Origin of the sequence: Serratia oryzae (assembly GCF_001976145.1) — a bacterium.
GTDB classification, from domain to species: domain Bacteria; phylum Pseudomonadota; class Gammaproteobacteria; order Enterobacterales; family Enterobacteriaceae; genus Chania; species Chania oryzae.
The window spans coordinates 331,688-350,824 of sequence record NZ_MOXD01000005.1; the positions used below are offsets into that span (position 1 = coordinate 331,688).

The 19,137-nt window shown below is 45.4% G+C and carries 15 protein-coding genes; 3 read left to right on the forward strand and 12 right to left on the reverse strand.

Annotated elements, in window-relative coordinates:
* The first annotated feature begins 4 nt into the window (after positions 1-4).
* The 3 genes from hisA to hisIE are packed head-to-tail and all read left to right on the forward strand — an operon-like array spanning position 5 to position 2,108.
* Positions 5-742, forward strand: coding sequence for a 1-(5-phosphoribosyl)-5-[(5-phosphoribosylamino)methylideneamino]imidazole-4-carboxamide isomerase (hisA, locus tag BMI79_RS11835; protein ID WP_076942336.1), 738 nt, complete (start codon positions 5-7; stop codon positions 740-742).
* Positions 724-1,500, forward strand: a complete 777-nt coding sequence (hisF, locus tag BMI79_RS11840) for an imidazole glycerol phosphate synthase subunit HisF (protein WP_076942337.1) — start codon at positions 724-726, stop codon at positions 1,498-1,500. Before hisA ends, hisF begins: the two co-directional genes overlap by 19 nt.
* Positions 1,494-2,108, forward strand: a complete 615-nt coding sequence (hisIE, locus tag BMI79_RS11845) for a bifunctional phosphoribosyl-AMP cyclohydrolase/phosphoribosyl-ATP diphosphatase HisIE (RefSeq protein ID WP_076942338.1) — start codon at positions 1,494-1,496, stop codon at positions 2,106-2,108. The genes hisF and hisIE overlap by 7 nt, the downstream gene beginning before the upstream one ends.
* 290 nt (positions 2,109-2,398) lie before the next feature.
* Here hisIE and gndA read toward each other — a convergent pair whose 3' ends face one another.
* The 12 genes from gndA to wzy form a co-directional block, all read right to left on the reverse strand.
* The gene (gndA, locus tag BMI79_RS11850) at positions 2,399-3,805 is read right to left on the reverse strand and encodes an NADP-dependent phosphogluconate dehydrogenase (RefSeq protein ID WP_076942339.1); all 1,407 of its coding nucleotides are present in this window, start codon (positions 3,803-3,805) and stop codon (positions 2,399-2,401) included.
* A 215-nt stretch (positions 3,806-4,020) separates the two neighbouring features.
* Positions 4,021-7,449 (reverse strand): GT99 family glycosyltransferase N-terminal domain-containing protein, encoded by a 3,429-nt coding sequence (locus BMI79_RS11855; protein WP_076942340.1) that lies wholly within the window; start codon positions 7,447-7,449, stop codon positions 4,021-4,023.
* 4 nt (positions 7,450-7,453) lie between these two features.
* Positions 7,454-8,773 (reverse strand): ABC transporter ATP-binding protein, encoded by a 1,320-nt coding sequence (locus tag BMI79_RS11860; protein ID WP_076942341.1) that lies wholly within the window; start codon positions 8,771-8,773, stop codon positions 7,454-7,456.
* Positions 8,763-9,596 (reverse strand): ABC transporter permease, encoded by an 834-nt coding sequence (locus BMI79_RS11865; protein ID WP_076942342.1) that lies wholly within the window; start codon positions 9,594-9,596, stop codon positions 8,763-8,765. Before BMI79_RS11865 ends, BMI79_RS11860 begins: the two co-directional genes overlap by 11 nt.
* Before the next feature lie 124 nt (positions 9,597-9,720).
* Positions 9,721-10,638 carry a glycosyltransferase gene (locus tag BMI79_RS11870; protein WP_241680045.1) on the reverse strand — a complete coding sequence of 306 codons (918 nt, stop codon included), beginning with the start codon at positions 10,636-10,638 and terminating at the stop codon, positions 9,721-9,723.
* A 488-nt stretch (positions 10,639-11,126) separates the two neighbouring features.
* Positions 11,127-11,987: a dTDP-4-dehydrorhamnose reductase gene (gene rfbD, locus BMI79_RS11875; RefSeq protein WP_076942344.1), complete on the reverse strand. Its 861-nt coding sequence runs from the start codon at positions 11,985-11,987 to the stop codon at positions 11,127-11,129.
* The gene (rfbC, locus tag BMI79_RS11880; protein WP_076942345.1) at positions 11,984-12,520 is read right to left on the reverse strand and encodes a dTDP-4-dehydrorhamnose 3,5-epimerase; all 537 of its coding nucleotides are present in this window, start codon (positions 12,518-12,520) and stop codon (positions 11,984-11,986) included. The genes rfbD and rfbC overlap by 4 nt, the downstream gene beginning before the upstream one ends.
* Before the next feature lie 143 nt (positions 12,521-12,663).
* Complete coding sequence (gene rfbB, locus BMI79_RS11885; RefSeq protein ID WP_076942346.1) at positions 12,664-13,728, reverse strand: dTDP-glucose 4,6-dehydratase; 1,065 nt, start codon at positions 13,726-13,728, stop codon at positions 12,664-12,666.
* A gap of 246 nt (positions 13,729-13,974) precedes the next feature.
* Positions 13,975-14,988 carry a UDP-glucose 4-epimerase GalE gene (gene galE / locus BMI79_RS11890; RefSeq protein WP_076942347.1) on the reverse strand — a complete coding sequence of 338 codons (1,014 nt, stop codon included), beginning with the start codon at positions 14,986-14,988 and terminating at the stop codon, positions 13,975-13,977.
* Between the two features lie 751 nt (positions 14,989-15,739).
* On the reverse strand, positions 15,740-16,564 hold the full coding sequence (locus tag BMI79_RS11895) for a glycosyltransferase (protein WP_076942348.1): 825 nt from the start codon (positions 16,562-16,564) through the stop codon (positions 15,740-15,742).
* 53 nt (positions 16,565-16,617) lie between these two features.
* Positions 16,618-17,499 (reverse strand): glycosyltransferase family 2 protein, encoded by an 882-nt coding sequence (locus BMI79_RS11900; protein ID WP_076942349.1) that lies wholly within the window; start codon positions 17,497-17,499, stop codon positions 16,618-16,620.
* A 44-nt stretch (positions 17,500-17,543) separates the two neighbouring features.
* On the reverse strand, positions 17,544-18,782 hold the full coding sequence (gene wzy, locus BMI79_RS11905) for an oligosaccharide repeat unit polymerase (protein ID WP_076942350.1): 1,239 nt from the start codon (positions 18,780-18,782) through the stop codon (positions 17,544-17,546).
* Positions 18,783-19,137 lie beyond the last annotated feature (355 nt).

A 19,137-nucleotide genomic window follows, 5' to 3' on the forward strand; every position in this document is an offset into this window, starting at 1 on the left:
CAGTATGATTATTCCCGCTTTGGATTTGATCGACGGCAACGTGGTGCGCCTGCATCAGGGCGATTACGGCCAGCAGCGCGACTACGGCAATGACCCGTTGCTGCGCCTGCAGGATTACCAGCGCCAGGGTGCACAGGTGCTGCACCTGGTGGATTTGACCGGTGCTAAAGACCCGGCTGCACGCCAGATCCCGCTGCTGCGCAAGCTGCTGGCTGGCATCAGCGTGCCGGTGCAGGTTGGCGGCGGCATTCGTAATGAACAGGACGTTGCCGCGTTGCTGGAAGCCGGTGCCACCCGCGTGGTGATTGGTTCCACCGCCGTGAAACAGCCGGAGATGGTACAGGGCTGGTTCGAGCGCTACGGCGCCGATGCCATGGTGCTGGCGCTGGACGTGCGCATTGATGCCGCTGGCACCAAGCGCGTGGCCATCAGCGGCTGGCAGGAAAACTCGGACGCCACGCTGGAACAGGTAGTGGAACAATACCTGCCATTCGGCCTGAAGCACGTGCTGTGTACCGATATTTCGCGCGATGGCACATTGAAAGGTTCCAACGTGGCGCTGTATCAGGAAGTGTGCGAGCGCTATCCGCAGATCGCCTTCCAGGCTTCTGGCGGCATCGGCAACTTGGATGATATCGCTCAGTTACGCGGCAGCGGTGTCGAAGGGGTGATCGTCGGGCGCGCCCTGTTGGACGGTAAATTCAGCGTCGAGGAGGCAATCGCATGCTGGCAAAACGGATAATCCCCTGCCTGGACGTGAAAGATGGGCAAGTGGTGAAAGGCGTGCAGTTCCGCAATCACGAGATCATTGGCGATATCGTCCCACTGGCACAGCGCTATGCACAGGAAGGGGCCGACGAACTGGTGTTTTATGATATCACCGCCTCCAGCGACGGACGCGTGGTGGATAAAAGCTGGGTATCGCGGGTGGCTGAAGTGATCGACATTCCTTTCTGCGTGGCCGGTGGCATCAAAAGCGCCGAAGACGCCAGCCAGATCCTGTCGTTTGGCGCGGACAAAATCTCCATCAACTCACCGGCACTGGCCGACCCAAGCCTGATCAGCCGTTTGGCCGATCGCTTTGGCGTACAGTGCATCGTGGTCGGTATCGACACCTGGTATGAAGCCGAAACCGGCAAATATCACGTCAACCAATATACCGGCGACGAAAGCCGCACCCGGGTGACCGAGTGGCAAACCCTCGATTGGGTGCAAGAAGTGCAGAAGCGCGGCGCTGGGGAGATCGTGCTTAACATGATGAACCAGGACGGCGTGCGTAACGGTTATGACTTGGAACAACTGAAGAAAGTGCGTGACGTGTGCAAAGTGCCGCTGATCGCCTCCGGCGGTGCGGGCACCATGGAGCACTTCCTGGCTGCCTTCCGCGATGCGGACGTTGACGGTGCGTTGGCCGCTTCGGTATTCCATAAGCAAATCATTAATATCGGCGAACTGAAACGGTTCCTGGCGGAACGTGGCGTGGAGATGCGTTTGTGTTAACAGAACAACAAAGAAATCAGTTGGATTGGGTAAAAACCGACAATCTGCTGCCGGTGATCGTCCAGCACGCCGTTTCTGGCGAAGTATTGATGCTCGGCTATATGAATCAGGAAGCGCTGGCGGTGACCGAGCAGAGCGGCAAGGTGACGTTTTTCTCACGCACCAAACAGCGGCTGTGGACCAAGGGCGAAAGCTCCGGCCACTTCCTCAACGTGGTGAGCATCACGCCAGACTGCGATAACGACACCCTGCTGATCCTGGCGAACCCGATCGGCCCAACCTGCCACTTGGGCAACAACAGCTGCTTCCACCCGGCAAGCAGCGACTGGGGCTTCCTGTATCAGCTTGAGCAGTTGTTAGCCTCGCGCAAAACCGCCAGCCCGGAAAGCTCGTATACCGCCAAGCTGTATGCTAGCGGCACCAAGCGTATTGCGCAGAAAGTCGGTGAAGAAGGGGTAGAAACCGCTCTGGCCGCCACGGTGAACGATCGCGAAGAGCTGACCAACGAAGCCTCTGACCTGATCTATCACCTGCTGGTGTTGCTGCAGGATCAGGAGCTGGACTTAAGCAAGGTGATTGGCCGCCTGCGGGAACGGCATCAGAAGTAGTACCGGCTCAGCCACCAAATTCCCCCTCACCCTAGCCCTCTCCCGCGGGGAGAGGGGACCCGTTCAGTGCACATTTCAAGCACCAAAGCCGCAGCCAGCCATGAACTCCGCCCGTAGGAGGCGACTGGCAACTTGTGTAGATTCCTATGCCCATCAGGGGAACCGATCGCGTTTATTGGGTTCTTTCTGGTGACTCATCACGAGTACTAAAATCGGTGTTTTTACATTCCCAATAAAAAAAAGCCGCCGGGCGTTAACCTCGGCGGCTTTTTATCATTTAACAATCGGGATTATTCCATCCATTCGGTATGGAATACGCCTTCTTTGTCGGTACGTTTGTAAGTGTGAGCACCGAAGTAGTCACGCTGCGCCTGGATCAGGTTAGCTGGCAGCACCGCTGAGCGATAGCTGTCGTAATAGGCGATCGCCGCAGAGAAGGTTGGCGTCGGGATGCCATTCTGCACCGCATAGGAAACCACATCACGCAGCGCCTGCTGGTATTCGTCGGCAATCTGCTTGAAGTAAGGGGCCAGCAGCAGGTTAGCGATGTCGGCATTTTCCGCGTAGGCATCGGTGATTTTTTGCAGGAATTGAGCGCGGATGATGCAACCGGCACGGAAGATCTTGGCGATCTCACCGTAGTTCAGATCCCAGTTGTTTTCCTTGGAAGCGGCTTTCAGCTGTGAGAAGCCCTGCGCATAGGAAACAATCTTGCCCAAATACAAAGCGCGGCGCACTTTCTCTACAAACTCGGCTTTATCGCCGCTGAAAGCAGCGACTTGCGGGCCGGTCAGCACTTTGGATGCCGCAACGCGCTGGTCTTTCAACGAGGACAGGTAACGCGCAAACACCGACTCGGTGATCAGCGACAGCGGTTCGCCCAGATCCAGTGAACTTTGGCTGGTCCACTTGCCGGTGCCTTTGTTGGCCGCTTCGTCCAGGATCACGTCGACCAGGTATTTACCCTCTTCGTCTTTCTTGGTGAAGATGTCTTTGGTGATGTCGATCAGGTAGCTGTTCAGCTCGCCTTTGTTCCAGTCGGCAAAGGTTTCTGCCAGTTGCTCGTTGTTCAGGTTCAGCGCCTGCTTCAGCAGAGAATAGGCTTCTGCGATCAGCTGCATGTCGCCGTATTCGATACCGTTGTGCACCATTTTCACATAGTGCCCGGCACCGTCAGCACCGATATAGGCCACACAAGGCTCACCTTCGGCTACGGCAGCGATTTTCTTCAGGATCGGAGCCACCAGTTCGTAAGCTTCTTTCTGGCCGCCCGGCATGATAGAAGGCCCTTTCAGCGCGCCCTCTTCACCACCGGAAACGCCGGTGCCGATGAAGTTGAAGCCTTGAGCAGACAGTTCGCGGTTACGGCGGATGGTGTCCTGATAGTAAGTGTTACCGCCATCGATCAGGATGTCGCCTTTTTCCAGGTGCGGAGTCAGAGAGGCAATGGTTTTGTCCGTCGCTTCGCCCGCTTTCACCATCAGCAAAATGCGGCGCGGCTTTTCCAGCGATGCGACAAACTCTTCGACGGTGTAGTAAGGGGCCAGGTTTTTACCCGGATTCTCAGCAATAACCTCGTCAGTTTTGTCGCCTGAACGGTTAAAGATAGAAACGGTGTAACCACGGCTTTCGATGTTCAATGCCAGATTGCGGCCCATTACCGCCATGCCGACAACGCCGATTTGTTGTTTGGACATTAGGAACTCCTGTCTGAAGATAACACCTGCATCACGGCTCACGGCCAACAGGTTTTTTTGATGTGGCTCACATGTTAACTCAGGATTGAGGACGGTGGGTAGTGATTGGTGCGATAGGTCACAGAATGAGACCCACCTGTTTTAATACCTAAAGAAAAAAGCACCGGTCAATATCAGCTAAGACCGGTGCTATTTCGCGAGAGCACTGAAAAAGATTACACCGACGTCTCTGATGACTGCCGCTGTTTAAAGGCCTTCACTTTCTCTGCCAGCAACTGCTCACTACTGCGGATCATGTCTGTATATTGGGTATTAACGAACCCCCACAGTGTCGAATGTTGATCCTCGGCATAACCCACCATGAATGGCAACGTCGTTACCACGGTCAACCCTGGAGCGGACTCAAGATAGCGATCAATCGTGTTGTTCTCAGAATCGATATTCTTTTCATCCCATTGACTGATGAGTTCAATACCGCGACGTGAGTAAATGTTCATTACCATGCTGGTCATACGGTTAATGTATACATATTCGATGCCATCAATCTCTTTCACTGCTAGGATGCTGGTGTCATCATGCAAATGCGCAATAATGCCGGCAAAGACATGCCAATCCCATTCCGTTGAACGCAGATGACTGACAACCTTTTCAAGCTTAATGTCAAAATCAGCAGGGAATAGTACGTCGTCTTCACAAATCATCGCCATTTCAGACTTACGATCGGCGAGCGTTGACAACATATACTTATAACTCATCCCACATCCAATCCAACCGATCCGATGACGGACACCCTCAACGATCTGAAAACCATGCGTAGGCTTACTCAAAAATGCCTGTTTCCTGACGGGCGTTTCTGTCAGTGACAAGCATAGCTTCGGAATATCCGTCTCATTGTGAGGAACAAAGTCAGCGCTTTCTTTATACGTTTGGAAATCAATCAGATCGTTTGCCAGCAAATAACGCTTAAAGTAGACATCAAACTGCTTGTCCGTGCGCGTAAAATCGGCAATATCCTGACGGCGGCGAGCATATAAGTTTTCGTCATCCAGCAATTGAGCAATTTTATCTGCCATAGCATTAATATCACCAACCGGCGCGAAATCGATCACATTGGCTAGCATGTCATGATGCTGAATGTCGGAACTGCTTTCACTAACAATTGGCGTGCCCAATGACAAGGTTTCATACAGCCGTGTCGTCTCTAATAACGCGTCTTCGTAATAATGAATATTGATAATTAATTTGGCACGCTGTACTAAACGGGTCAAATCCTCACCAAATACTTCAGAAGCCACATGTACATTAAAACGTTTGCTCAATTGACGTAGATAACTCTGACGGCGTTCGCAATTAGGGTCGCCGTAGAACAACACGTCTACGTCTTTTTCACCTTCTACGGGTTGTAAATTATACCCCGTCTGCGACAAATGCTCTGCATAGTTAGCATAAGATGAAATTGGCATATAAAACAGTTTCTGATACGGTATACCCTGCTGCAAGAGGTATTCAATATTGGTCAATGAATAGTCGAACACAGCGATAGCATTATTCAGAATGGCAAAATAGTCTGCTGTGAACCAGCGAGGATTAATTGACTGTTCCATTTGGAAAGCCACGTAGTTTTTGGGCAATTCAGGGAACATTTGCGGGCAAATAACAATATGTATCTGCCCACTGTCCGCAGCGGCTGAATAAGCATGAGCAATCGTAACGCCTAGCCCGATATCGATAAGTGACTTTTCTACCCGGTGCGCTACGTACAGTGTATGTCGGGATGCGAGAATAACCACATGATTCGTATCAATATGCGAGAGGGGCATTGGCATATCAGCCGTATTTTTTGCCACACGTCGCAAGTTGGCAAACAACTCCGAAACATTGCCTTTAGCCAAGAGACGAAATGCCGTTTTGGTCTTTCTACCCAGGGCTTTATAAGGATGCGGATGGCTGCGGAATGCATGCCAAGTTTTTGCTAACAGGGAACCTTCACAACTAGGGCGATGTGCCAAATAATGACGAGTCAGATCGCGTATAACACCAAACTCGCCACGGGTTGCCCGCCCCAGCATGCGCACGGGCACGGTTAGTTTCCAAGATAAACTTTTACGCATCATTAAGATAGCAGAGTGCTGATAATGCAACTCTTCTTCTTTTTGACACAACGTGGTGCGTAACTCACTCACCGCTTGTCCCAGCTCTTTTTCTTGATTTTGCGTGCGTTGCTCTAAAAGCTGAAACCGTTGTATGCTTTCATCCAGCAGCAATTGCTTTTGCTTCAACGACTCTTGCAGAGCGTTATTTTCCTCTAGCTGAAGCCGCAATTGCTCCTTTTGCTGCTGCAACTGTTCTTCCTGAGTAGTAATACATATCTGCTTCTCTTCGATACACTGCACGTACTGTTCCATAGTATGATAAATTTCTGCCCGCAAATCATTCTCTTGCTTAACGCGAGAGGTGATCAAATCTCCAACCTTTGTTGCTACTTCCTTTGTACTTGCCAAATCTTCAGATTCCAATAAAAAACAATTCATGTGGTAATTTACAATATCAATCTCCGCCGGGTTAGACAGGCGAAAATATAAATACTCTTGGTCAAACATTAATTTAAATGGCACAAGGTAGGAAAATAGATAAAAGGCCATTCGATTAACACGTTCAGACTCACTGTCAGCATCAGCAATAAACGAATAAGAACTATCTCCTAATACTTGAACAGGCTTTTGCAATAGTAATGCTTCAAGACCCACGCTTGAGTTTATCGTCAATACTTGCTTACAACGATACAAAAAATCAAGGCTGTTTGCCGAATCATCCAATTTCATATTGCCCGCTTTCAATTGGAAACGGCTACCAGGATGAGGGCGAATAAGTAATTGCTCATCAGAACAAAACGTTTGAGCGTATGAAATCAACGATAGATTATTAAATCCTCGGCTATATGCAACGATGTTTGAATCATCTTCAACCTGCATCGCTAAGCCGACATCAAATTCCGTAACTTTATCTTCCGGTAATGGTACCTGAGCAAAAAAGCGATGCAGCTCCGGCATTGTCAGCTGAACCTGGTAATCATCAGCAACATTCAGATAGCGTGAATAGGCCTCCGTATTACCATTTACCCCCGAGAAATCAACATATCCGGTGCTCCAATACATTGGAGCACGTAGGGGACCGATCTCAAAGTGAATCACTGGAATTGAGAGTTTACGCGCAACATTTTCCAACGATGGGCAATTACAGATACTGAGGATAGCATCAATGGACCCGGCTTGCTGCGACAGAAATATGGATTCAAGCTCAAGCTCCAAATCTGGGATATTCTGCGTTAGAAACGCATTAAATGCCCCTATTGGATTATGTCCATTGCTCTCTAACAAACGGTTGAAGAGATCATCACCAAGCATCTTGAATTCATGTGTGCCGAACAACTCCTGCCCTGGTATTCCGTATCCCAAATTAGCCATGGTGGGTTCGTGAAACTCCCAGCGGCCTTGTTCGAGCCATTTTTGCGGAGAGTCAAGATAATCGGCCCCCGTAATAAACAGGCTTTTTTCTTTTAAAGAATAGAGCAGACGATAAAACACCCATAAATAGGGTGCTTTGACCCCACGAAAAGGGCATGGCGGTAAAAATACGGCAAGCATACGGCTATTCATCCTCTAATTGAATCTGAATAGGGGCATGAATAACCCCACCTAACTCACGCGGCGACCAGAATTTTAAGCGCATCATCGGCCGACGCTGGTCGAGCTCTTCGCGATCCCCCTTACCCACTCGCGCCAAACCACAGTGAACAAGATAGTCGCCTGTGTTAATGGGCAATTTAACCTTGTAGACAACATGTTGTTCACCTGGGGTTAAGGAAATAGGTATTCCGGCACCAATATTGCTGTCGCCCCAAATATCACCGCCTTGCGCTTTTGAAATCGAAACCCCCAAAGCAATATCGTCAATATGTTCAGAAGACAATATGGTGTAATCCAAGGTGAGTTCCTCACCGGCTCGGACTAAAGGTTTTTCCGATAGTGAAGAACCGTCAGATTTATATATCTGCAGGCTTTCAATAATAGCTCTGGCACTGCCAAACCGTTTCTCACCGATCTCAACGTTAGTGTGTTCTAGTTGAATTGCTTTGAGCGCCTTAGCATCTTTGGTATTTGAGCTATCCGCTGGCGGGCGTTTTTCTTTTGGCGCAGCTTGGGTCAGCAACATCCCCTTCTCATAAGCAAGAACCGCAGCCAACACATCATGAGTATCCCCCACCAACTGGCCATCGCTCATAACCAAACAGCGATCGGCATATTCAAGTATGCTGCCCGTTGAGTGGGTGACCATAATGATGGTTACGCCCTTTGCTCTCAGTGCCTCCATACGCTTGTAGCATTTGTACTGGAAGCCGATATCGCCGACGGCCAACGCCTCATCCACGATCAGTATTTCCGGCTCAACACAGGCCTGAACGGCAAATGCCAGGCGAACATACATACCGCTTGAGTAGGTTTTTACCGGTTGATCAATAAACTCGCCAATATCGGCAAAATCAACAATCTCTTGGAAGCGAGCATCGATCTGTTCGCGGGTAAAACCAAGGACAGAACCGTTAAGATAAACATTATCGCGGCCGGTAAACTCGGGGTTAAAACCTGCCCCCAACTCGAGCAGCGCCGCAATTCTGCCATGAACCTGGATTTCGCCCTCAGTCGGGGTCAAGGTACCGCAGATCATTTGCAGCAGGGTGGATTTACCTGCACCGTTACGGCCAATAATGCCTACGGTTTCGCCTTTCTTGATGCTAAAAGAAACGTTTCTTAGCGCCCAGAACTCACGGAAATAACGGCGAGATTCACGGCGAACGGCCCGTTGCAATTTAGGGGCAAAAAACTGTTTCAGACGATCGCGTGGGCGATCGTAAATCTGGTAGCATTTGCTTAAGCCCGTCACTTGAATGGCAATCTCATTAGAGGACATCAGCAAACCCCTTTCTGGTTTTCTGGAAGAAGACAAAACCCAACCAAGCCACAACTGCGGCGGCCAGGGTATAAATACCCAACCCCAGCCAATCCGGAATACGCCCCCAAATTAGCACATTGCGAGATTGCTCGATGATAAATGTCAGAGGGTTCAGCATGATCCAAATCCTGTACTTCTCTGGCAACGCGGTAATTGGGAAAAAGACGGGCGAGAGAAACATCATAACCGTAGTGATTATCGCCGTTGTCTGCCCCACATCGCGGATGTATACCCCCAACGACGCGAGGATCCACCCCAGCCCTAAGCAAAATATCACCAGCGGCAGTAACACCAACGGCAAGAAAACGATCGTCCAGTGCAGGAAACCGTTAAACAGGAAGAAAGCGCACAGCAACACCATCACGCTGATTGAGGTATGAAACAGCGCAGCGCAAAGGCTAATCACCGGCAGCGTTTCCAAAGGAAACACCACTTTTTTCACATAGTTGGTATTCCCCAGAATGATTTGCGGTGCCCGGTTAACCACTTCTGCAAAAAAGCCGTGAACAATCATGCCAACAAACAAAATCACGGCAAATTGGGTACGGCTCTCATCACCACCAACAGACCAGCGAGCCTTAAAAACCACTGAAAAAACAAAGGTATATACTATCAGCATAAACAGGGGGTTCAAGAATGACCACGCAAGCCCCATCGTGGAACCCTTGTAGCGGCCAACGACCTCACGTTTTGCCATCTGCAAGATAAGAGATTTATGTCCCCAAATATTGCGAACCAAGGCAAGTGGCGAAAGAGGCAACGACTTATGCGGATTGCTCATTTAGCCGCCCCCACCACACGCGCAGCATGCCCCACCTCAAAATGACACCCAGTTACAAACAACATTAGCACTACCTTAGATTTAATTAGACTCATAAAACTACCGCTTCTGCTAATCGACCATTTTACCGCTTCTCGGTAGGTGAAGTCATGGGAATCGTCTTTAAACATTTTTGGTTTGCAAGGACACGTTCTCGGTCAAAAAACCATCCCCATTTGTTAAAGTATGAAATCACCGACTTAATGTGATAAATGAGTAAATTCAGACTCTTATAAGAGCCTTTACTGAAAGCATGGGTAATTGTTGCATCAGGATAGAAAAGTATTTCTGTCAGCGGTAATGCGCGCCTGCAGAGATCGATATCCTCTGAATACATGAAATATCGTTCATCGAAGCCATTTAGCTGCTTCAGCAACTGCGAATCCATCAACATAAAGCAGCCAGAGACCGAAGGAATAGAAAAAGATTGTGTGTAATCAGCATGGTGGAGCTCATAGATCACATCAAGCTTTGCCCCCCAGCGTGGCGCAAAGCGGCGCAGGAACAAGTTGGCTGGTGTGGGCAACAAACGGCAGCTGTATTGAAAACGCCCATCGCTGTAATGGATGCGTGGAGAAACAAACTTGTGCTTCCCATCACGGGCAAAGTGATACAAGCGCTCAAGCTCCCCCTTGGCAAAGCTGATATCTGGATTACAAATCAAAAAATAGCTGCATTTGTCCAGATAGTGCTTCATTGCAAAATTATGGCCGCAGCCAAACCCTTTGTTCTGCCCAAGAGAAAGGTAACTTATTCGCGGATTGTTTAATGTGGCGGCCCACTCAGCTCCCCCGTTATCAACCAAGACAATCTTTTCAACACAGGGTTCGCTGAGCAAAGATGACAACGTGTCCTCTAACTGAGCATAGCTATGGTTGAACAACACAATTGAAGCAACGATTTGATATTGTTTTGATTCTAAAGACATGCCGTATGAGGTTCCTGAACCCGTAATACTTGCCATCATGCATAGCCATACAGATTGGGTAGTGATTGCGCTCATTATTCACCCACACGGAGCGAAAACGGATAACTCAATGAGTAAAGCGCCAAAGGGGACAACCTTATCCCTTTAATTGCATCCAGTGAAGGTGCAATTCTGTAACAACAGTTTGTAAAAGAGAACTATGTGCAAGCCACTCTGAGCTAAGGCCTTAAAAAGGCTAAGCGAGAGTATGACAAACGAAGCACCGGAGGGTAGCACAAATATTCGAAATATCCGACACTGACCATAAAAAACTTGGCTAGAAAAGTTATCACTGGCTATTTTTTACACGCTGGCATTCAGCCAGTGCCTAATGACTAGGCAGATTCCACTGGCTGGCTAAAACTTTAGAGAAAACAGCTTACTGTGGGGTTTTGATGTATTGCAATTTTTTAGATTGAGGCAGGAAGTGCGGGGGGAGAATGCGATCAAATTGATCAAGAGGAGATAACGCAGGCTTATCAATTGGGATATTTCAAAAATAAGCCTGCGGGAAAACACCGTTGTTACACCTGGCAGCGGGTTACAACAAAGCTAACGCGCTCTTTCCAGGGGGATAACTCAACACCTTCATTCCGAATTTTTGTACAATTCAAAACGGAATATTTTGGCCTTTTAGCAGGGGTGGGATACTGCTCAGTGGTGATGCCATTAACGGCAGGAACCTGAGTTAATACTTTCTGCTGCAATGCTGAAGCGAATATAACTTCTGCGAATTCACTCCAGGTAACTTCACTGTTACCACAGAAATGGTAGATGCCACCGGGCGCTTCTTTTTGCAGCAATACCAGCAACGCAGCAGCAATATCGCCAGCATAGGTTGGGCAACCGCGCTGATCGGCTACAATCCCCAAACTCTCTCTTCCTTGAGCCAGACGCAGCATCGTTTTGACGAAGTTATTACCATACTCGCTGAACACCCAGGCAGTACGGATTATCAACGCCGCAGGTTGGATCTCACTGACAGCCAGTTCGCCATTCAGTTTGGTTTTACCGTACACGCCTAATGGATTGGTCGCGGCCATTTCGACATAAGGCGCGGTTGCCTCGCCGTCAAAAACATAGTCTGTAGAGATATGCACCAGCCGGGCACCGCAGGCGTTAGCCGCAAGCGCCAAGTTTTTCGGCCCTATCTCATTAATCAACATCGCAACATCTTGTTCAGACTCGGCTTTATCTACCGCGGTATAAGCAGCGGCATTGACGATAACATCCGGCTGGTATTCGGCAACGACTGACTGCACTTTTTCAAGATCAGTAATATCCAGGCTGTCGGAGTCTGTTGCCAGAACACTCCAGCCTGTTGGCAGACGATCACAAAAACAACGGCCTAACTGCCCTTTGGCTCCGGTAAGTAATACTTTCATTGCCCTAACTCCTTCAATAACTTACCGAGTTTATCTTTTGCTGAGAGCAGCGGGTTGGCAATTGGCCACTCGATCCCCACTTCAGGATCGTTCCACAGCAGGCAATCTTCATGCGCGGGGTTGTAATAGTCGGTGCATTTATACTCAAAATCTGCCGTATCTGATAACACCACAAAGCCGTGCGCCAAACCCGGTGGGATCCAGAACTGGGTTTTATTCTCTTCTGACAGCTCTAACCCTTCCCATAAACCGTAGGTGGGTGAATCGGGACGAATATCTACCACCACATCAAAGACCTCACCACGGACAACACGAACCAGTTTCCCCTGAGGGTTTATCTTTTGGAAATGCAACCCACGTAAAACCCCGCGCGAAGAGCGCGAATGGTTGTCTTGCACAAAATCCAGATCGATATCCAGCATTTCCTGGTAACGTTTTTTCTCAAACGTTTCCAGAAAGAATCCACGCGCATCCCCAAATACCTTTGGTTGAATGATCTTCACGCCATCGATTTTGGTATCTGTGACTTGCATTCTATTTCTCCACAATCATTTGCGATGAGTACTTTACATATAAGGTCTTACTGAGCAATGCGGCTCTTGCCTCTAGTGGGTATAAGGGCATGCACATAAGCCACCCACTAAAAAAACAATACTTTTCAATTTTATGCTGTTAACTAACGGGTTAACCCTAAGCGTTCGCCAGCATAGGAACCATCTTTTACGCGGCTCCACCAAGCTTTGTTAGCCAGATACCATTCAACGGTTTTTCTAATGCCACTTTCAAAAGTTTCTTGCGGTTGCCAACCCAGTTCGCGCTCGATCTTTGACGCATCGATCGCGTAGCGCCGATCGTGACCGGGCCGATCGGTAACAAAAGCGATCAGTTCTTCATATTTTGCCAAGTTAGCTGGCTTATTCGGCACCAGCTCATCTAGCAAACGGCAAATTGCTTGCACAACTTCGATATTTTTCCGTTCGTTGTGGCCACCGATGTTGTAGGTTTCGCCCACTTCACCTTCACAAACTACCTGATACAAAGCGCGCGCATGGTCTTCAACGTAAAGCCAGTCGCGCACTTGTGCCCCATTACCATAGACCGGTAATGCTTTTCCTTCCAATGCATTGAGAATTGTCAGCGGTATCAGCTTTTCTGGGAAATGATAAGGGCCGTAGTTATTTGAGCAGTTCGTCACGATTGTCGGCAAGCCGTAGGTGCGTAGCCAGGCTCTGACCAGATGATCGCTCGATGCTTTTGAAGCTGAATAGGGGCTGCTTGGCGCATAAGGCGTGGTTTCAGTGAACAGATCGTTAGTGCCGTGCAGATCACCATACACTTCGTCGGTTGAGATATGGTGGAAGCGGAATGCTTTTTTTGCGGCCTCGCCCAGGCCTTGCCAATACTGGCGAGCTGCCTCAAGCAAGGTGTAGGTGCCCACAATATTGGTTTCGATAAACGCCGCAGGGCCATCAATGGAGCGATCAACATGGCTTTCAGCCGCCAGATGCATGACAGCGTCGGGGGTAAACTCTGCGAAAATGCGATCCAGCGCCTGCCGGTTGCAGATATCCACCTGCGCAAACTGGTAACGCTCATTACCCGCGATAGATTGCAATGATTCGAGATTGCCTGCATAGGACAGGCTATCCAGTATCAGGATGTGATCTTTGGTGTTGTTGATAATGTGCCGAGCAACGGCTGAACCAATAAAGCCTGCACCACCGGTAACGATAATTTTCATATAACCCTCTATAAACGACAGGGTGCGGCCAAAATTCGACCACACCCGCGTCTATGATTTAAAACTCAACAAACACCACACATTAGCGACACTGCTCATTAAAGAGCCATTGCTAAATAAAACATTTACAATCAGAGCGTTAAGAATAATCCCAACGTTAAAAAACGATGCATTGTACAAGAAACTATTGCTGTCTGCCATCGGAATGCAGACATTTATGATTAAGATAAAACGGTTAGGGTTAGATCAACGGTAGCCCTGTGGGTTTTTCTTCTGCCAGTTCCATGTGTCGCGCATCATAGCATCAATACCACGCCTAACTTCCCAACCGAGCTCCTGCTTAGCCAGTTTGGCATCGGCCCAAAACGCCGGAAGATCCCCAGCTCGGCGTGGCAAAATCTGATAAGGAATCGTCACGCCAGAGGCTTTCTCGAATGCATGCACCATATCCAGCACGGAATAACCAACGCCAGCACCAAGATTATAGGCTTTAAAGCCACCGATGTTCCGCAGATGATCCATCGCCATCAAGTGGCCTTCAGCCAGATCCATGACGTGGATATAGTCGCGCACACCCGTTCCATCTTTGGTTGCATAATCACCGCCGAAGATCCCTAACTTCTCTAGTTTGCCGATCGCCACCTGAGCAATGTATGGCAGCAGGTTGTTTGGGATGCCATTAGGATCTTCGCCAATTAAACCCGACTCATGAGCACCAACAGGGTTAAAATAACGCAGAGCAATAATAGAAAACTGCGGTTCTGCCTTGGCAAAATCTTGTAGGATCTGCTCAACCATTAACTTAGAGGAGCCATATGGGCTAGTCGTGCCACCAATCGGTGTGGTTTCAACATAGGGAACCGGCGAGTTAGCACCATATACGGTAGCAGAGGAGCTGAAGATAAACTGATGAACACCGGCGCGACGCATTTCACCTAGCAGCACCAAAGTGCCGGTGACATTATTCTGGTAATACTCCAAGGGTTTGCGGGTGGACTCCCCTACCGCTTTCAGCCCGGCAAAGTGGATCACCGCAGAAATGTTGTGGCCATCAAAAATGCGGTTCAGGCACTCGGCATCCTGCACGTCGCCCTGATAAAAGATCGCCGCTTTGCCCGCTAACTGTTCCACACGCTGCAGTGACTCTTCAGACGCGTTGGAGAGATTGTCTAGCACCACTACGTCTTCCCCCCGCTCCAGCAGAGCTAAAACGGTATGGGAACCAATATAACCGGCACCGCCGGTGACTAAAATTGCCATGTGAACTCCTTGCATGCGCCGCTGGCGCCCAAAATGGGGTTTTCGCGATATTCTAACCGGCAAGCTGGTAATAGGTAAGCACCGACGGCTTTCAGGCTTTCATATTGTTAGATAACGCCGTTGCTATAAAATGTTTTCATTCAATACAGCAAACATGAGAGTAGAAAAACCAAACCCGCTCACGAGATCCTATCCCACCTTGAGAGTTCCCCGACATCATCCAGCAACCTTAAATGCTTCTGGATCGCTAGTCTTATTCTGTTTTATATTATGGGACTATTTTAAACCATAACATCACAGGATACAGAAGTTTATGAACTCAAGAGTAGCAGGTTAGCAACAGCGATGAATTATTAACACATATAAGTAAAACTGACATAACTGAATATATCCCATTGTATAAGTAGCTTTTTTGAACAGCGGTGATACATACAAATAACTTGTTATTTTACCATACAAAAAACAGGAAAAAGGAACTATTAGCCTTGACCAAAAGCAGTTTCAGATAATATCCACCAGATTATTAAAATTTTTATTTTAAAGTAATTTAAAAAAAACACATCCCAATTAACATTCTAAGCCATCAATAAAATCATATGGCAAACTTTCATTATAAAGCTTTTAGGTTAAATTTTTCTTTAATCACAAAGGCACACTCAATACATCTGGAAAATTATAAAATAGAGTTAAGCAAGAGTATTACTGTAATTATCTATGCGACACACCTTACAAAAAAGACTCCATTCAAAGATTATCTTGCATACTTATACATCAACTTCAACAAAGATAACGGTAACAGATGTAAAAAAAATTTCAACGAGATAAATAATAAATTCTTTAATGAAAACTTCTTTGAAATAAACATATATCGAGCACGAATTTTAAACTCGCTAATCGCTTTACTTAGCCCTTTTCTTCTTTTAATCGAATTTTCATTTAACCTAAAATCTAGAAGTACTTCATCCAAATTTGAAAACTTAAACCCTTGTTCAACTAATAAGAACCATAGAGCCATATCTTCTGTCAAACAGGTATTTGTTGGATATCTAACACCTTTGGAAAACACTGTACTTTTGAACATAACAGTAGGGTGTATAAACGGACATCTAGTAACACTAAAATTTACTAACTCATCATGTGTAGTTGGTAAGTGTTTTTCTTTAAGAGCATAAGTCGCTCCAAACTCCCTACAGAAAGTTCCTAATATATCTATGTCTGGATTCTTTTCTAGATAGTTTACTTGGCGTTCAATACGATTTAAATGGGAGATATCGTCACTATCCATTCTTGCTATATAGTCATATCCTTTAGAGAGCACACAATCAATCATAGCGTTTAATGCATGAGCTAACCCATTATTTTTTTCAGAACACAGCAATGTGACATTTTTGTTATCCTGAGCTATAGATAGAAGTAAACCTGAGACATCAGGAGAGACTGGTCCATCCTGATAAATAAAAATTGAGCACGGCTGTGTTTGGTGCAAAATACTGTTAATTGCAAGCTCTATATGTTTCAACTCATCTAATCGATAAACAGACATAATTACAGCAACTTTATAATCATTATTGAGCATAATAAAATCACATTATCTTATAAAATATAAAATTTGTACGCACTAAAAAATCATCATACAAATGGTTTAATCTTCTTTAAAATAGAGGTAGGAAGGAAAATAGTTAAGGCTTTAAAATTTGGCCGGTATAAAAAAGACAGAAGTGCATATTTAATTTTACAAAATGCACTAACCTGTGAAGCTGATAAAGCAACTCGAAAGTAAACAGCACTCCAGAATTTATTTCTTACTCCAAAACCCAACAATTCTTTTTTGAATTTCTTGGCAATATAGTTAGCTGATTCAATATATTTTTTATATTTCGAGCTAACTTGAAGACCAGATAAATGAATCGTATAAATAAGATTGATACCTGAGTCATGCATGACATTACTACATTTTGCCATTCTAATCCATAGTTCATAGTCTTGCATAGCACTTAATTTTTCATCAAACATTCCAGCACTTATAAAAGTACTTTTTCTCACAGCAGCACACGATGTGGGACCGATAACATTACCATTTGCAAGTAAATCCTTAAAAGATACGGAGTCACTTGACACATTTTTTACTCTTTTAACTCTAGTAAGATCATTACTCAGAACAAACTGAACTCCTGTATATACAAGGCCGACATCTTCATTTTCCTTAAAGACATAATACTTGCTAGATATGGTATCCTCAGTATATGCATCATCATCATCTAAAAAATAAATCAAACTACCAGTCGAAGTTAAAACACCTTGATTTCTTGCTTTATTCCCTCCTAAAGAAACCTTATTGTTTATTATTTTATAATTATGAAATTTAGGTAGAGAATCCTTCTCGACACTCTTTCCTCCATCATTAACAATAATAATATCGGAAGGTAGCATCGAGTTTTTTAAAACCGAGTTAATAGCTCGTTCCAAATATTGTGGACGATCTTTAGTTGTAATAACTATACTTATATTCATTCGACACCTTCAGGATATAATGCATCATTTAAAAAATGATTTGTTTATTTTTTTATAAAGAATCTACAAAAAATTATAAAAAACGCAAAAATAATTAACGCTTGAAGAAAAGACATATACTGTATAACCCAACCATGCACAATTAAAATAAAACTAGAAATCCAAGATATCAGTATAAAAAATGGAGACTTTATTATAAATTTTGATATTACAACAGAAAAAATTATCATTATAATTGAAATAACATATACAAATATTGCATTACTTCCAAAAAAAACCATATACCCATATAGGCCAATGTGAGAAGCCCAGTTGTCAGCTCCATTTATCATGGTAGCTAAATAAACTTGTGGGGTGGGAACAACTGTAATTCCATAACCAAGCATTTTATATATACTATCAAAAAGCCAAAAACCACTTAAAAAACTAGATAACGATGGAATATAATTGCTAGATATAGAGCTAAAATTTGTAAGTAGATATTCCGTATTCGCGACCACTTGGAACCTTTCTAGCCCGACAAACAACATATCTATATATATATCGTACGGTGTTTTTTCTGTGATAGCATTTTGCATCATAATTCCGACTTCAACATCATATGCGGAACTAGCAATAATTGAATACTTAAGAAATCTAAAAAAAGGATACGTCAGAACCCCGAGAATAGAAAGCCATATTAGTCGAGACAACGGAAAAATATGCTTTCTGTTAAAATAAATATACATATAAACGTATATCAGCGCAATAAACTGAACTGTTTGCCCAGTAGCCAAAATTAATATAGTGTATACGATAACGTTCACAAAGAATAATTTATTAAAGCCAACACACACCCTATAATAAATATAAATCAAACAAAACCAGACTGGTTGAAATATCGAAACAACATAGGATATTAATTTAACCACAATAAAACTTGAGTTACTGTCTGCACCGACACCAACAACTCCAATATCATAGACTATCGCCCCATAAGCACCTAGAAAAGACAATAATAAAACAGTGATATCTAGAATACTTCGTGGCTCGTAAGAGACACTTGGAACATTGATACTCTCAGCTAATGAGAAGATAACATATTGGTATAGAAATATGAAGAAGATCACAATTAATAATGAAATAAATAAATTGCTAGCGTTTGATATGACACTTCCAGAAAAGTCACCGCCTAGATATCCATTGATAGAAAATAAAATAGCGCAAATAACATTTGCAGAAACATAAACAAATGATAGATGTTTTTTTACAATACCCACAATAATCTTATCAAAACCAATCATTTAATAACACTCATTATTAATATACGTTAGACGATTAACATAATCAAAGCAAAACTCTCCCAAAGGAATGGTGATCAAGATTTACTCAAATATTGATTGTTATATTGTCGAGCAAATCGTTTCTGCCTGAGTACTCTTGAAGTTTCATATTAGTAGCCCTAGATAAGCATATGTTATGGGGTTAAACTCTTCAATTTTATCAACTAACGCAAATGCCATGGCGGTAAACGTCAAAGCTATCACTATTGCTTAAGAGTACTTTTTTGCATAGTTATAAAAATGCTGATTTGTATAAAAACAGTTACGAAACACACCCTAGAATTATCATAACTACATTAGTTTACACTCATTAATT

What these genes read in the sequence shown, in the direction of transcription:
- hisA (WP_076942336.1), top strand. Translation starts at nt 5, where the DNA reads ATGATTATTCCCGCTTTGGATTTGATCGACGGCAACGTGGTGCGCCTG.
- hisF (WP_076942337.1), top strand. Translation starts at nt 724, where the DNA reads ATGCTGGCAAAACGGATAATCCCCTGCCTGGACGTGAAAGATGGGCAA.
- gndA (WP_076942339.1), bottom strand. Translation starts at nt 3,805, where the DNA reads ATGTCCAAACAACAAATCGGCGTTGTCGGCATGGCGGTAATGGGCCGC.
- BMI79_RS11855 (WP_076942340.1), bottom strand. Translation starts at nt 7,449, where the DNA reads ATGCTTGCCGTATTTTTACCGCCATGCCCTTTTCGTGGGGTCAAAGCA.
- BMI79_RS11860 (WP_076942341.1), bottom strand. Translation starts at nt 8,773, where the DNA reads ATGTCCTCTAATGAGATTGCCATTCAAGTGACGGGCTTAAGCAAATGC.
- BMI79_RS11865 (WP_076942342.1), bottom strand. Translation starts at nt 9,596, where the DNA reads ATGAGCAATCCGCATAAGTCGTTGCCTCTTTCGCCACTTGCCTTGGTT.
- BMI79_RS11870 (WP_241680045.1), bottom strand. Translation starts at nt 10,638, where the DNA reads ATGAGCGCAATCACTACCCAATCTGTATGGCTATGCATGATGGCAAGT.
- rfbD (WP_076942344.1), bottom strand. Translation starts at nt 11,987, where the DNA reads ATGAAAGTATTACTTACCGGAGCCAAAGGGCAGTTAGGCCGTTGTTTT.
- rfbC (WP_076942345.1), bottom strand. Translation starts at nt 12,520, where the DNA reads ATGCAAGTCACAGATACCAAAATCGATGGCGTGAAGATCATTCAACCA.
- rfbB (WP_076942346.1), bottom strand. Translation starts at nt 13,728, where the DNA reads ATGAAAATTATCGTTACCGGTGGTGCAGGCTTTATTGGTTCAGCCGTT.
- galE (WP_076942347.1), bottom strand. Translation starts at nt 14,988, where the DNA reads ATGGCAATTTTAGTCACCGGCGGTGCCGGTTATATTGGTTCCCATACC.
- BMI79_RS11895 (WP_076942348.1), bottom strand. Translation starts at nt 16,564, where the DNA reads ATGCTCAATAATGATTATAAAGTTGCTGTAATTATGTCTGTTTATCGA.
- BMI79_RS11900 (WP_076942349.1), bottom strand. Translation starts at nt 17,499, where the DNA reads ATGAATATAAGTATAGTTATTACAACTAAAGATCGTCCACAATATTTG.
- wzy (WP_076942350.1), bottom strand. Translation starts at nt 18,782, where the DNA reads ATGATTGGTTTTGATAAGATTATTGTGGGTATTGTAAAAAAACATCTA.